General features: G+C 36.1%; 10 protein-coding genes. 5 read left to right on the forward strand and 5 right to left on the reverse strand.

The window, feature by feature from the left end:
- Positions 1-13: 13 nt before the first annotated feature.
- Complete coding sequence (locus tag DF185_RS21890; RefSeq protein WP_110363700.1) at positions 14-748, reverse strand: DUF6261 family protein; 735 nt, start codon at positions 746-748, stop codon at positions 14-16.
- Between the two features lie 1,433 nt (positions 749-2,181).
- On the opposite strand from DF185_RS21890, the gene DF185_RS21895 reads away from it, so the two are divergent.
- Complete coding sequence (locus tag DF185_RS21895) at positions 2,182-2,376, forward strand: DUF1289 domain-containing protein (protein ID WP_110363702.1); 195 nt, start codon at positions 2,182-2,184, stop codon at positions 2,374-2,376.
- 85 nt (positions 2,377-2,461) lie between these two features.
- Positions 2,462-4,195, forward strand: a complete 1,734-nt coding sequence (locus DF185_RS21900) for a bifunctional metallophosphatase/5'-nucleotidase (RefSeq protein ID WP_207784724.1) — start codon at positions 2,462-2,464, stop codon at positions 4,193-4,195.
- 232 nt (positions 4,196-4,427) lie between these two features.
- Here DF185_RS21900 and DF185_RS21905 read toward each other — a convergent pair whose 3' ends face one another.
- Complete coding sequence (locus tag DF185_RS21905; protein WP_110363704.1) at positions 4,428-5,219, reverse strand: alpha/beta fold hydrolase; 792 nt, start codon at positions 5,217-5,219, stop codon at positions 4,428-4,430.
- 388 nt (positions 5,220-5,607) lie between these two features.
- Here DF185_RS21905 and DF185_RS21910 point away from each other — a divergent pair, with 388 nt between their 5' ends.
- From DF185_RS21910 to DF185_RS21920, 3 genes are read left to right on the forward strand one after another with little or no spacing between them, the layout of a single operon-like run.
- Entirely contained in the window at positions 5,608-6,294 is a 687-nt protein-coding gene (locus DF185_RS21910; RefSeq protein ID WP_110363706.1) for a succinate dehydrogenase cytochrome b subunit, read from the forward strand.
- Between the two features lie 20 nt (positions 6,295-6,314).
- Positions 6,315-8,255: a fumarate reductase/succinate dehydrogenase flavoprotein subunit gene (locus tag DF185_RS21915; RefSeq protein ID WP_110363708.1), complete on the forward strand. Its 1,941-nt coding sequence runs from the start codon at positions 6,315-6,317 to the stop codon at positions 8,253-8,255.
- Between the two features lie 3 nt (positions 8,256-8,258).
- Complete coding sequence (locus tag DF185_RS21920; RefSeq protein ID WP_110363710.1) at positions 8,259-9,020, forward strand: succinate dehydrogenase/fumarate reductase iron-sulfur subunit; 762 nt, start codon at positions 8,259-8,261, stop codon at positions 9,018-9,020.
- A gap of 333 nt (positions 9,021-9,353) precedes the next feature.
- Here DF185_RS21920 and DF185_RS21925 read toward each other — a convergent pair whose 3' ends face one another.
- The 3 genes from DF185_RS21925 to DF185_RS21935 all read right to left on the reverse strand — a co-directional run.
- Complete coding sequence (locus tag DF185_RS21925) at positions 9,354-9,791, reverse strand: septal ring lytic transglycosylase RlpA family protein (protein ID WP_110363712.1); 438 nt, start codon at positions 9,789-9,791, stop codon at positions 9,354-9,356.
- 89 nt (positions 9,792-9,880) lie between these two features.
- The gene (locus tag DF185_RS21930; protein WP_133250125.1) at positions 9,881-11,047 is read right to left on the reverse strand and encodes a hypothetical protein; all 1,167 of its coding nucleotides are present in this window, start codon (positions 11,045-11,047) and stop codon (positions 9,881-9,883) included.
- A 358-nt stretch (positions 11,048-11,405) separates the two neighbouring features.
- A partial coding sequence (locus DF185_RS21935; RefSeq protein ID WP_119754654.1) for a cadherin domain-containing protein occupies positions 11,406-14,587 on the reverse strand: 3,182 nt, incomplete at its 5' end.

Below are 14,587 nucleotides of genomic sequence, written 5' to 3' on the forward strand. Positions count from 1 at the left end.
ACAATTCTTTATTCTATATCGCTTCGGCTTCTACCTCCTCATCGCTTTTTGTGCGACGGCGCTTAACCAATTCGTTGTTATTCTCTATTAACTCGGCAATGGTTTGGGTGGTAGTTTGGTAAGTATCTGGCTTTACCTTCGCCATGGTGTTCATATAGCCTACCAAATTGTCGTTTATTTCTTTTAAAGCTGCTTTCTTTAATCTACTGGCAGTTGCCAAATCTTTCTTAGCTCCTTCGCCTTCGGCTTGTTGTAGCGCTATGGCTTCAAAATCTTTTTCTGCTGCAGTTAAAGCTGCAACAATTTCGGCCACTCCTTGTAATTTGGCAATGGCTGCTGCAACTTCAGGCTTGCTTAAATCGTTCAGTAATGAATTTACCTCAGCCGTTTCTGCGGCGTAATCATCATTCCGAATGTCCATACCATACTGCTCCAATACATTTTCAACTACCTTTGCTGCTTCATTAATCTCAGCAATCGGAATATGAGTGTATCCCTCAACTAACTTAAACAAAGATTTAATTGCCATATCGCGTATGTTGTCCTTTTCGGCCATTTGCGAATAGACTTTTAAACGATTCAGTGCTTCGGTCAAAGAAGTACAATACCCACGTATGGTATTAATTAGTTCACTTAAATAAACATCTAAACTCCAGTCACTCTTTGCAAATGCACCCAGAATAAGAGTTAATAATGTACTAACATCACCATTGCGACTGTTGGTTGAAATTTTCTTAATCAATGTCATAATTTCTAGTTTTTAGAGTTTGTATTAATTGATTATTTCTAAAAATCAATATGTTACTTTCATTAAATGATAAAACATCGAAATATCACATTTCAGCTCTTCATTAAATGATAACGATTCAAAATATTGCAATTCAGTCTTTCATTAAACGATAACGCATCGAAATATTGTAATTTGGCTTTTCATTAAATGATAAAGCACCGAAATATCGCATTTAAGCCTTTCATTAAATGATAACGCTTCAAAATATCTTATTTCAGCCTTTCATTAAATGATAATTCCGCAAAACAACATTTTGGCTTTTATCAAATGATAATTGATTCTGAAACTATTTTTCTTTGCCAACTTCTCTCATTTTTCCGTCACACTCTAACGAATTTAGCCAATTATTATAACTAAACAAAAAATTAGTAAATATTTTTATTGTCTTATAGCTCTATGTAGTATTCATAGGAATGGAAAAACTCCAACACCAATAATTACCTGACTAACAAATCTATTTTTTACACTTAAAGGAAATAACGAATAAATAACACCTATCTTACCATCATAGCAATATCAACTATTGATTTTCATAAAATGTGATCCATTGTATTCTTCAGCCCCAAGCTAAAGCTGGGAGTAAATGGAAATAGTCTGTGCTGAATTTTTCCTTTGGCTCGGGTTTTAACCCAAGGCATTCAAGCAATCCAAAATACTATGGTACCTCAATTGTGAACTGGTGTTTAATCGAATCACAAAAACACCTCTCTGCCCTTTGGACATCTCTCCTGAAGGAGAGAATTGATTTACAGCTTTAAGAAATCAGCCTACCGAACTATCCCTGATTTGCAATCAGGAATTGTGGAGAAAAAGGATTTATAATCCGTAAATACTAAAATTATCCTTTGCCTCGGGATTTAACACAAGACACTCATACAATCTAAAGATTACGGTACGCTGTACCTTCTTTCATTTCATGCAAATTCTCTATAAACATTCCGGTACTCCGTACCGAAAACTCTCAAGCTTTCCCTGATTTGCAATCAGGGATTGTGGAGCAAAAGGATTTATAATCCTTAAATTAACCAATGCACCACACCTAACTCCTTTGAGGATATGAAGCAGCAGAGCTGCGAAATATTTATAGAACTACACATTAGAAATTCTAACAAGGTGCAGCGCACCATTATATCAATCGCGGCAATCCCTACACTTTTAATCTTCCTTAACATTTGTTCAAACCATTTAGCACACTTCTCCCCTACATTTGTAGGGTACAAAACAGAGAAATTTTTTTTCATAGAATTAGATTAAAGTTAGACTATATTGATTAGGAAAGATCCTGGGCTTGCGAGTTCGGGATTTTTCTTTTGGATAAATTCAAGTTCCCATTTTGAAAAAAAGACTTTTTAATCTTTATTTGTAATGAATTTAAATAAACAAACGAAGCTATGGAAGCAATAAAATCACCATGTATTAAAATCTGTCGACAAGACAGCAATGGAGTATGTTTTGGATGTCAACGCACTACAGAAGAAATTGGAAACTGGTCGCTATACAACGATGATGAAAAGAAAGAGGTATTAGAGAAAGCCAGAAAAAGAACCAACGCTCCAGATACCTCTTCAGGCGTATTCTTTAGATAGATATTCCAGCCCATTCAGTATTTGTTCTTTTTTATTATTTTTCGCACCTTATAAAATCACAACATAAGAAAATAAGCCAAAACGAATGAAACTAAAATCAATCTTTTATGCTATGATTATCATGCTGATAATTTCGGCATGCGGACCTCAAAAAGCAGAACAATTACAATTAAAAATATACGGAACCAGTGATGTTCATGGAGCACTATTCCCTTACGACTTGGTTAACGAGAGGGAAACTTCTACCTCACTGGCTCAGGTTTACGAGTATGTTAGCGAGCAAAGAAAAAAAGCTGATGCTGAAGTAATCTTGTTGGACAATGGCGACATTCTGCAGGGCGATCCTTTGGTTTACTATTCGAATTTCGAAAAAACAGAAACCAAACACATTTGTGCCGATGTAATGAATTATATGGGGTACGATGCCGCCACGGTTGGAAATCATGACATTGAGCCAGGACATTCGGTATACGATAAATTGGCAAAGGAATTTGCTTTTCCTTGGATGGCAGCCAATGCTGTTCGTAATTCTGATGGAAAACCATACTTTCAACCTTATACCATAATCGAAAAACAAGGTGTAAAAATTGCAGTTTTGGGTTTGATAACTCCAGCAATTCCGAAATGGTTGCCTGAAAAAATTTGGTCGGGAATGCATTTCGAACCAATGGTGGAGTCGGCACAAAAGTGGATGAAAATTATTCAGGAAAAAGAACAACCTGATTTTGTGATTGGATTGTTTCATTCTGGTGCTGGAGAAGAGCATGAAAATGAAATGAGCAATGAAAATGCTTCTATTTTAGTGGCCAAGCAAGTTCCGGGTATCGATATGGTAATCTGCGGACACGATCATCATGAACAAATTTCTTGGTTCGAAAACATTAATAAGGAAAAAGTTTTGGTGATCAATCCTAAAAGCAAAGCCAAATTTTTGGCCGAAGTTGTGGTTGATTTGAATTGGAATAGCGAGAAGAAAGCATACGATAAAACTTTAAAACCAAGTTTGGTTAAGATTGCTGAGATTCAGAAATCGAAAGAATATGTAGAACATTTTACTCCTTTGTTTAAAGAGGTAGAGGCTTATGTATCGCGAAAAGTAGGAAGCTTTAAAACAAGCATATCAACAAAGGATGCCATGTTTGGCGATTCTCCTTTCATCGATTTAATTCAGAACATTCAAATGGATTTGGCTGAAGCGGACATTTCTTTTGCTGCTCCTCTATCCTACAATGCAACAATCGATTCAGGTGAACTTCAGGTTCGCGATCTGTTTAAGTTGTATCGATTTGAGAATTTGTTGTACACCATGAATCTTACAGGAAAAGAAATTAAGGATTTTCTGGAGTTCAGTTACAAAAACTGGTTTCAGCAAATGAAATCGGCAAATGATCCGATGCTATACATTTCAACAACTGAAAAAGGCAGTCGACTTACCACAATGTTTTTCAATTACGATTCGGCAGAAGGAATTGATTACACGGTTGATGTATCCAAGCCTTACGGGAACAGAATCAAGATTTCCGGTATGAGTTCGGGTGAAAAATTCGATGTAAACAAAACATACCGAGTTGCTCTAAACTCTTATCGTGGAAATGGTGGTGGCAATCACCTTACCGAAGGTTCTGGCCTAAGCAAAGAAGAATTAACCAGCCGATTGATTAACTCAACTACCAAAGATCTTCGTTACTACCTGATGAAATGGATAGAAGAAAAAGGAACCGTTGATATTGAGTGCGACAACAACTGGAAAGTACTTCCTGCAAAATGGCATGCCACAGCAAGTAAAAAAGAATATGAGTTGCTTTATGGAGGAAACTAAGAGATAACCACTAAGTACACAAAGATTAAATAACAAAGTCCCACTATTTGAATAGTGGGACTTTGTTATTTTTGGCTTATATGTCAAGCAGCTCGAAAATACCAGAAATATTGCCTAATTCAAGCTTGTGTTAATTATCTTGAAATTAAATTATTTGTGTGATTCATATAATCTGTGGACAAGTTTTCCTTCGAGTCCTTTGTGAAAAACCTTAGTGCTCTTTGTGGTTAAGTTAGCATTCATAAATAATACGGAAAATCTCACGCAAACATTCTTGCCTTTGTTCTATAAATCCCATATGTCCTGATGTTTGCAACACGAAAGGAGTCAGATTATTCTCTTTGGCAATCTGTCCCGCCACCTGAAAAGAAATAAAGTTATCCATTTTCCCAATGATACTCACCTTAGGCATATCCAGTGCTTTAACCACATGATTTCGATCTGGGCGATTCATCATAGCCTCCAAAGCTGCTATTATTCCATTATCAGAGGTATTACACGCAATTTGAGTGATTCGGTCTATTTCGTGAGCGAATTTTTTCAGGTTATTATTTGAGAAGGTATTGGGAATACTGGTTTTACAAATCAGTTCCTTCTTCCCTTTTTTTACCAATTCAATTTCTTTTTGTCTATTGGCTTTTTTCTCTTCGGTATCCGGATTTGGCGTTGAATGAAACAAGCAGAAGCTTTCGAGCTTTTCGGTAAATAAATCTGCGTAAGCCAATGCCACATATCCTCCCATTGAGTGTCCAATGATATTAATTCGCTCCAAATTCAAATGCTCAGCCAATTGATCTACAGCCTCAGCCATCTGATCAATACTACAAGAATCGCTTTTTAATTCTGAGGATCCGTGCCCTGGCAAATCGATAGTAATGACTCTGGCCAATCGAGAAAGATCGTTGGCAAAAGTTTCGAATGTTTCTACAGATTCAAGATATCCATGAAGCAGAACTACTGTATTTCCCTTCCCATTATCTCTGTATCGTAATCGGCAATTTTCCAGTTCTAAATACTGATCCATATGTAAATTTGATATTTTAACAAGTAACACACAGCAAAAGAGCAAATTGTATTCTTATCGGATAAAACAATTTTTTGCAAGTTTAAATGACATTCTAAATTAGGAGAATATCAAAAAAGCTTGTTCTATAACATACAAATATTTAATAAATTGCATCGTTTTGAAAAAATTGATTACGGAAAATATTCCTTAATTGGTTTATAGTTAGAATTATACCTAGTTTTATAATTCTAATTTTCTAAAAACCTGAATTATAGGATTATCCTAGAATCAATCTAAATAAATTAGATATGTTCCTAAATATTGTTTCAGCCAAGGGGAGCGTCTACATTTGCAAGGAATTATAGTAAAAGCTTATAATAAACAGTCTAATTAAATCTTTAAACTTATGAGCAGTTTTTTAAGTTCATCTATTGGGAAAAAGTTGATAATGAGTTTGTCAGGCCTTTTCCTTGTACTATTTTTGTTAGTGCACTTGATCTTGAACTCCTTCTTGATGTTTGATAGCACAGGAGAGTTATTTAATGCAGGAGCACACTTTATGGCAATGCCGGTAATCCGCTTTGGTTTACAGCCAGTTTTATTTGGTGGTTTTATCGTGCACATCATCTATGCAATCATCTTGACATTGCAAAACCAGAAAGCTCGTCCTCAAAAGTATGCTTCGCAGAACTTGGGTAACAGCAGTACTTGGTCTTCAAGAAACATGTTCGTTTTGGGTGGTCTTGTATTGGTTTTCATTGTAATGCACTTGATGCATTTCTTTGTTCCTATGCAGATTACCGGAGAAGTACCTATGAAAATGGTTGATGGCGTTGAAATCCATGATGGAGCAGCTTTAGTTAAAGCTCTTTTCACAACTGGTACATTTGGAATTGTTTACACTTGTATTTATGTACTTGGTGCAGTCTTATTGGGATTACACTTGGCACATGGATTCTGGTCATCATTCCAATCAATCGGAATGAGTAATATTATTTGGAGAGCTCGCTTGGAAAGAGCTGGTTACATCTACGCAATTTTTATTGCTGGCGGATTTACCATTATTCCTTTGTACTTACACTTTTTTGCTTAATTGTTAATTTTTAAACGGTTATGACAGTATTAAATTCAAAAATTCCAGCCGGACCATTAGCAGAAAAGTGGTCGAAACACAAAGCTGCTATTAAAGTAGTTAGTCCTGCGAATAAGAGAAAATTAGATATTATCGTTGTAGGTACCGGTTTGGCCGGTGGATCTGCTGCCGCTTCTTTGGCAGAGATGGGATACAACGTAAAAGCATTTTGCTACCAGGATTCAGGCCGTAGAGCTCACTCTATTGCTGCTCAGGGTGGTATTAACGCTGCGAAAAACTATCAGAACGATAATGATTCAATTTATCGTTTGTTCTATGATACAATTAAAGGTGGTGACTACCGTGCACGTGAGGCAAACGTATATCGTTTGGCTGAGGTAAGTGGTGACATCATCGACCAATGTGTTGCTCAAGGTGTACCATTTGCACGTGAGTATGGTGGAACTCTATCTAACCGTTCATTCGGTGGTGTATTGGTAAGCCGTACTTTCTACGCTCGTGGTCAAACCGGACAGCAGTTGCTATTGGGATGTTACGCTTCTATGAACCGCATGATCGGACAAGGTAAGATCGAAATGCACGAGCGTAACGAAATGCTTGACATCGTTACTGTTGACGGTAAAGCTCGTGGTATCATTACTCGTAACTTGGTTACAGGAGAAATTGAACGTCACGGTGCACACGCAGTAGTAATCGCTTCTGGTGGTTACGGTAACGTATTCTTCCTATCAACTAATGCGATGGGTTGTAATGGTGGTGCTGCATGGCAAGCATATAAGAACGGTGCTTTATTTGGAAACCCATGTTTCGTACAGATTCACCCAACTTGTATTCCTGTTCACGGTGAGCAGCAATCTAAGTTGACTTTGATGTCTGAGTCGTTACGTAACGATGGACGTGTTTGGGTTCCTAAGAAGAAAGAAGATGCAATTAAATTGCAAGAAGGTAAAATGGGACCAAATGATATCGCTGATGAAGATCGTGATTTCTACTTGGAAAGAAGATATCCATCATATGGTAACTTGGTACCACGTGACGTTGCTTCTCGTGCTGCGAAAGAGCGTTGTGATGCTGGCTTCGGTGTAAATGCTGAAGGTAAAGCTGTTTACCTTGACTTTAAATATTCTATCGAAAGATTAGGACAAGATGTAATCGAAGCTCGTTATGGAAACTTATTCCAGATGTACGAAAAGATTACTGACGTAGATCCTTACAAAGAGCCAATGCAGATCTATCCTGCAATCCACTATTCAATGGGTGGTGTATGGGTTGACTACAACTTGATGACTACAGTTCCAGGTTTGTATGCAATTGGTGAAGCTAACTTCTCTGATCATGGTGGTAACCGTCTTGGTGCTTCTGCTTTGATGCAAGGTTTGGCTGATGGTTACTTCGTATTGCCATACACAATTGGTGATTACCTAGCTGACGAAATTCAAACTCCACGTATCGACTTGAACCACCCAGAATTTGCTAAGAAAGAGAAAGCTGTTACTGAGCGTTTCCAAAATCTTTACAATGTAAAAGGTGATAAGTCAGTAGATTCTTTCCACAAGCGTTTGGGTAACATCATGTGGGATTACGTAGGAATGGCTCGTAATGCTGAAGGTTTGAAATATGCTATCGAAGAGATTGCTAAGATCAAAGCTGATTTCTACAAAAATGTACGTATCCCTGGTGATTTCGATGCAATGAATATCGAACTAGAAAAAGCTGGTCGTGTAGCTGATTTCCTTGAATTAGGTGATTTGATGGCTCGTGATGCTTTGAATCGTAACGAATCTTGTGGTGGTCACTATCGCGAGGAATCAGTAACGGAAGAAGGCGAAGCAAAACGTGATGATGAAAACTTTACTTACGTTTCAGCTTGGGAATACAAAGGTGAAAATGCAGAGCCTGTATTGCACAAGGAAGAGTTAGTTTTCGAAGAAGTAAAATTAACACAACGTTCATACAAGTAAGCCATGGCAGATAAGATAATTAAAAATTTAACGATAAAAGTTTGGCGTCAGAAAAACGCTAAAACTGCAGGTAAGTTTGAAACTTACAAAATCAATGATATTTCAGGAGGTACTTCATTCCTTGAAATGTTGGACATTTTGAATGAGCAATTGATTAACGAAGGACAAGAGCCTATCGCTTTCGATCACGACTGTCGTGAGGGTATCTGCGGTATGTGTAGCTTGTTTATCAACGGACGTGCTCATGGACCAGACGATGATATTACAACATGTCAGTTGCACATGCGTAAATTCAAAGAAGGCGAAACAATCACTATTGAACCTTGGAGAGCTGGTGCTTTCCCAGTAATCAAAGACTTGATTGTTGATCGTACTGCTTTTGAAAAAGTATTGCAAGCTGGTGGTTACATCTCAGTAAACACTGGTGGTGTACCTGATGGTAATGCAATTCCAATCTCACAAGATGATGCAGAAGAAGCAATGGATGCTGCTGCTTGTATCGGTTGTGGAGCTTGTGTTGCAACTTGTAAGAACTCTTCAGCTATGTTGTTCGTTTCAGCAAAAGTTTCTCACTTGGCTAAATTGCCACAAGGACGTGTTGAAGCTTCTCGTCGTGCGAAAAACATGGTAGCTAAAATGGATGAGCTAGGTTTTGGTAACTGTACCAATACTGGTGCTTGTGAGGTAGAATGTCCTAAGGGAATCTCTATTGCAAACATCGCTCGTTTGAACCGTGAGTTCTTAGCAGCAAAAATCAAGGATTAATTAGACTGAAATCCAAATATAGTGAGCGCTATCCTTTAGGGTAGCGCTCTTTTTTTTCTGAAAGTCTTAAAAATCTTAATAAACTAGATAGCGGTACTCTGTACCTTTAGATTTGATAATTTGTTAAATATTCTACAAATATTAAGGTGCTCTGCACCGAACTAATGTCCAATCTACATTAACCTGAATAGCAGCAGAGCTGCGTAATCTTTGTAGTTTGAGTCTTAGATATTACAAACGTACGAACACCGTAACTTTTATTACTGTTGGTGTTTACCTTTATTAATCATGAAAGTTTTTATAGACACTTATACTTTCTTACATCGAACTTTCCTAATGTAAAGATGAAGATAATGATTGGTTCGGAACAGGTCTCAAAACTGATTTAAGGCTAATGTAATCCTCATCCTTTATATGGATTGAAACCCGAACATGAAAAATCCCCTCGTGTAAACCTCCCAATTGTTTTGCAGCTTCTTTGGATAAATCAATAACCCGCCCTTTAACAAATGGACCTCTATCATTAATTAAGACGATTACAGAACGTTTATTTTCCAGATTAACCACTTTTACCCAAGTGCCAAAAGGAAGGCTCTTGTGAGCTGCTGTGTACTTATACTGGTAAAATATCTCACCCGAACTAGTTTTTCTTCCTTCGAAATAGTCAGAGTAGAAACTTGCTTTGCCTTCTTCTGAATTATTCACTTTCTCCTGAGAATTTACAGAAGAGAAAATGAGGTTCAGAAGTAAGCTTATACAAATTATCTTCATCTGGATTATATATTGTGATAATTGAAATAAAGATGCACAAAAAAATCCGACCAATTGGCCGGATTTTAATCTGTATTATTTAGCTGAATTTATTCTCCAGCCTCTTCACTCATATTGATTTCGTATGCTTCTTTTGCTACTCTGTCAACCAATTTGTTCACAAAGTACATATCGTGCATAGAGCTAAAGATCTCATCAAGTTGTTCAAGAGTTTCTTCACCAATTAATTCAGACAAGATTACTTCTGATTCATCAGCGAAAGTAATTTTGATATCGAATCCACCACGACAGAAAGCATTATCCGACTCATCTTCTTCTCCTTCGCCATCACCTTCTCCTTCTTTAGTATCATCATTTAATACAGTGATAACAGCTCCTTCTTCCAATTCTCCATCACGATAAACTTCATAACCTTCGCTGTTGGAGTTCCTAACAATTTTAATATTACCAATTGTCAGGGTATATTCATATTCTGCATTTTCTTCTCCATTACCTGGAGTATACGAAACTTCTTCCATGAATAACACTTCCTCATCTTTCTTAAGATTGTAAGCGAACTCAATTTCTTCTCCAAATTCAAATTCGTGACCAACAGAATATCCGTTAGGGAATCCAAACTCTGATTCATAATCCCAACTCATACCAGCAGACATACTCATCGTCCAATCAACAAAAATACTTCCTGCAGCTTCTTCTTCTATGTTAATATCTGCATCTAATAAGTAATCAAACTCAAATCCTTCAATATTCATTACTGTTGAAGAATTATACTGAGAAGCGGTAACATTGAAATCATTATCCATTTCGCTTTCACCTTCCATTTCCTGATAAAGCATCCAAGGTTTCTCAGCCTTTTCCTGCGGCAGGTTAATTACGAAAAATTCACTCTCTTCAGCTTTTTCAAATGCAAACTCTGTTCCCCACATTTTAGTACTACTTCCTTCAGCTTCGCTTGTTGGAAGTATATAATTATACACTCCTTTTATATCTTCAAGAGTAATTGTTCTTGTAAACGAAAATCTATCATCAGATTCATCTTCAGCTCCCTCTTTTGTACTTTCGCTCAAAGTAATTAGTTTATATCCTTCTGATGTGGAAATTTCTTCTACAGCAGTAACTAATGATTGAGTTTCACTGGTCAAGTTTTGTTCTAATGTTTGATCTTGTCCTGGTGTTTTATCATCAGAACTTGAACAACTCCAAAGTGCAGCTGAAAAAGCCAACAACATTCCTACGGCAACAATGTTTCTTTTCATATTCTTAAATTTTAGTTGATAATCCTCCAAATGTGACATCCCAATATTCTTTACATCCGGATTTGATTAAAATCTTGTTTAATTTCTCATCTTAAAACCTTTACAATTAAAATACCGAAATCTTATAGGTATACCCTACCTGATTTTCAATTTCAATTAACACTCTGTAAACGTATAAGTTATATTTTTTGTTACAAACGACCCTAAAATGGTTTCAAACGGAAAAATTTATGAATTGTGGAAATTAATGGACAAGTTGTGTGGAATTGTTCTACAGTAATAAAACCAATAAAAAACTACCCCAAAAATGAGGTAGTTATTTATTTAAAATCAAGTATCTAAATTAGATAATATTCAATTATTGAATCAATAATTTTCGAGTGCATACCTTATTTTGATACATTATTTTTACAAGATACATACCTGGTGCCAGTGATTTATGAAATCGTTTCACCTTTTCGTAAACTCTTTCTTGATGAAACACCTGTCCATTAAGATTACTAATAATCACAAGTACTCCACCTGTTGGATTTTTACCAAACGATAAGTTAAATGCACCTTTGGTTGGATTTGGATATAGTAGGACTTGTTCAACAATTGGACTTAGATCATCCACTCCGGTAGTCAACTCAACATTAATTGTTGTAGTTACTTCTTCAGAATCAAATTCACCATCATTTACAACTAAAGTAAATGTAAAGTCTTTATTTTGATTCAATATTGGCGAAGTAAAAGTAGGTTGTGCCGAATTCACATCCGAAAGGGTAATTCCTTCAGGAGCTGTCCAATGATAAGTTAATTCATCATTTTCCGGATCTGTAGAATTACTACCATCTAATGTTACCAATACATTTCCTGCCACCATTTGATCATCACCAACTTTGGCTACAGGTGCTTCATTTACATCGATAACATTAATGCTTACATTTTGTTGTTCGCTACTATACATTCCATCACTAACAGTCACAGATAAGATATGTACTTGGCTTGCTTCAAAATCTATATTCTCATTGTTAGCAAGTGTGATTTCACCAGATGACGGATCAATCATGAAAATATCAGCCTCATTTCCTTCCGTAATTGTCCATTGTGACAAACTTGTTACAATATCTTTATCCGTGGCAATTAAAACACCAATTGCTGTATTTTCACTGGCATCTTCCATGATATTAAACTCTTGATTTTCTGTTATCACAGGAGCATATTCATTAATATCCTTCAGGTTAATGGTAATTGTTTCTTCAGATCCAAAATCAGTACCATCCGATACTTTTACTTTAATTGTAAAACTCGCATTGGTTTCACAGTCAAAATCTGCAGGATCATTCACTGTTAGTTGACCACTGTCAGGATCAATTGCTATTGCGTGATTCCCATTATTATTGAAATCAACCATATTTGTGATCATCCAGTTCCTGTAAGTTGTTGGACTTATATCAGCATCGCTTACCAATATCTTACCAATGATCTCATTTTCTTCCGGATTTTCATCTAAAGAGAAGCTTTGATTTGCAGCAATAATCGGACGATTATCATTTAAATCCTCCAGGAAAATTTTAATTACTTCAGGTTCCGAAGTGTGTTCACCATCACTTGTACTCACAGTAATTTCAAAAAACTCTACTTTTTCACGATCCAAAAGGCTACTGTTATTGACGTATAAATTTCCATCATCGGAATTCAATCTAAATGCATTCAATTCATTTCCACTAATAATCTTCCAGTTTGTCAGTTCTGCATCATGATCTTTATCTACGGCACTGATCACTGCAAACCCATGCCCATTAGTAAGATTTTCTTGAATTGTGAAACTTTGATTTGGTGTAACAGATGGAACATTATCATTTACATTCATCACATTAATTGAAATGTTTTGTGCTGTACTGATTTTTTCTCCATCACTAACTGTTAATTGCAAGCTATAATTTGTAATTAATTCATAATCGAGTTTGGTATTGTCAGCAATCGAAATCATACCGTTTGATTCTCCAATACTGAATATTCCATCTTCATTACCACTGATAATTTTCCAGTTTGATAATGTAGAACTGATATCTTTATCCGTAGCGTTCACTGTACCAACAATGGTATTTTGCATGCTATTCTCTTTAATATCTAAACTTTGTCCATCTGAAATAATTGGTGCAAATTCGTTCTGATCATCCAAAACAACAATCACTTTCTCCGGAGCACTTGTATTCACTCCATCGCTAACTGTGAACATTAATTCAAACTTTTCAAATTGTTCCCTATCAATAGCACCTTCATTATTGATTTTAATTTTACCTGTTGATAGTTCTAAAACAAAGGCAGAATTAATATTTCCATCATTACTGCTCCATGCAAATGTAAAATTAGAAGGACTTGCATCTCCATCTGTAGCATCTATTGTAGCAACTACAACTCCTTGCTCAGAATTTTCTGCAATATGGTATACTTGTGCAGGAGTAATTACTGGCTGAACATCATTTATATCATTTAAACTTATTATCAAGTTCTCTGCAGTACTAACATTCAATCCATCACTAACAGTTACTAAAAGTGTAAACGATTCTGATTTCTCAAAATCCAGATTGGAATTATCTGCAATACTGATCTCTCCAGATGCAGCATCAATAGTAAAAATACCATCTTCATTGCCATTGATAATTGTCCATTGCGAAAATGTGCTTTGTGCATCTGCATCGGTGGCTAAAACTATTCCAACTGCAGTATTGTTTGCTGAGTTTTCATCTACACCAAAATTTTGTCCTGAAGTAACAACAGGAATATTGTCATTCAAGTCATTGATATTAATTATAACATTTTCAGTAAGACTGGTATTTACACCATCTCTAACTGTAATACTTAATGTATAGCTGGTAGTTGTTTCAAAATCCAATTTCGCATTGTCTGCAATACTGATTTCTCCGGAAGAAGCGTTAAGCTCAAATATACCATCTGTGTTTCCAGCTGTGATTTTCCAAGCAGAGAAACTTGTGCCGGCGTCATTATCTGTAGCCATTACTGTTCCAATAATTGTATTATTAGCTTTGTTTTCATCTACATTGAAAGTTTGATTTGCCGCTATAACAGGAATATTATCATTTAAATCATTGATGTCGATCCTAACATTCTCAGCCAGACTTGTATTTACGCCATCACTTACTGTTATAGAAAGTGAATATGATTCTGTTTGTTCAAAATCAAGATTCGTGTTGTCTGCAATACTGATTTCTCCGGATGCTGTATTAATCGCAAAAATGCCATCTGTATTCCCTCCGGTAATTGTCCAGTCTGTGTAATGAGTATTCAAATCAACATCTGTTGCACTTACTGTTCCTACACTTGTTGAATTGGAAGCATTTTCATCCACATTAAATGACTGTCCACTTGTAATTACAGGAGCATTATCATTTTCATCGTACATCTGAATAAACACACTTTCCTCTGCACTCGTATGTAACCCGTCACTTACCGTTAAAGTTAGGTTATGACTCCCATTTCGTTCATAATCCAAATAGGTATTATCCAGAATTGTTATTTCACCTGAATTTTCAT

Source organism: Marinifilum breve (assembly GCF_003202155.1).
Taxonomy (GTDB): Bacteria; Bacteroidota; Bacteroidia; order Bacteroidales; family Marinifilaceae; genus Marinifilum; species Marinifilum breve.

What these genes read in the sequence shown, in the direction of transcription:
- DF185_RS21925 (WP_110363712.1), bottom strand. Translation starts at nt 9,791, where the DNA reads ATGAAGATAATTTGTATAAGCTTACTTCTGAACCTCATTTTCTCTTCT.
- DF185_RS21915 (WP_110363708.1), top strand. Translation starts at nt 6,315, where the DNA reads ATGACAGTATTAAATTCAAAAATTCCAGCCGGACCATTAGCAGAAAAG.
- DF185_RS21895 (WP_110363702.1), top strand. Translation starts at nt 2,182, where the DNA reads ATGGAAGCAATAAAATCACCATGTATTAAAATCTGTCGACAAGACAGC.
- DF185_RS21890 (WP_110363700.1), bottom strand. Translation starts at nt 748, where the DNA reads ATGACATTGATTAAGAAAATTTCAACCAACAGTCGCAATGGTGATGTT.
- DF185_RS21930 (WP_133250125.1), bottom strand. Translation starts at nt 11,047, where the DNA reads ATGAAAAGAAACATTGTTGCCGTAGGAATGTTGTTGGCTTTTTCAGCT.
- DF185_RS21910 (WP_110363706.1), top strand. Translation starts at nt 5,608, where the DNA reads ATGAGCAGTTTTTTAAGTTCATCTATTGGGAAAAAGTTGATAATGAGT.
- DF185_RS21920 (WP_110363710.1), top strand. Translation starts at nt 8,259, where the DNA reads ATGGCAGATAAGATAATTAAAAATTTAACGATAAAAGTTTGGCGTCAG.
- DF185_RS21900 (WP_207784724.1), top strand. Translation starts at nt 2,462, where the DNA reads ATGAAACTAAAATCAATCTTTTATGCTATGATTATCATGCTGATAATT.
- DF185_RS21905 (WP_110363704.1), bottom strand. Translation starts at nt 5,219, where the DNA reads ATGGATCAGTATTTAGAACTGGAAAATTGCCGATTACGATACAGAGAT.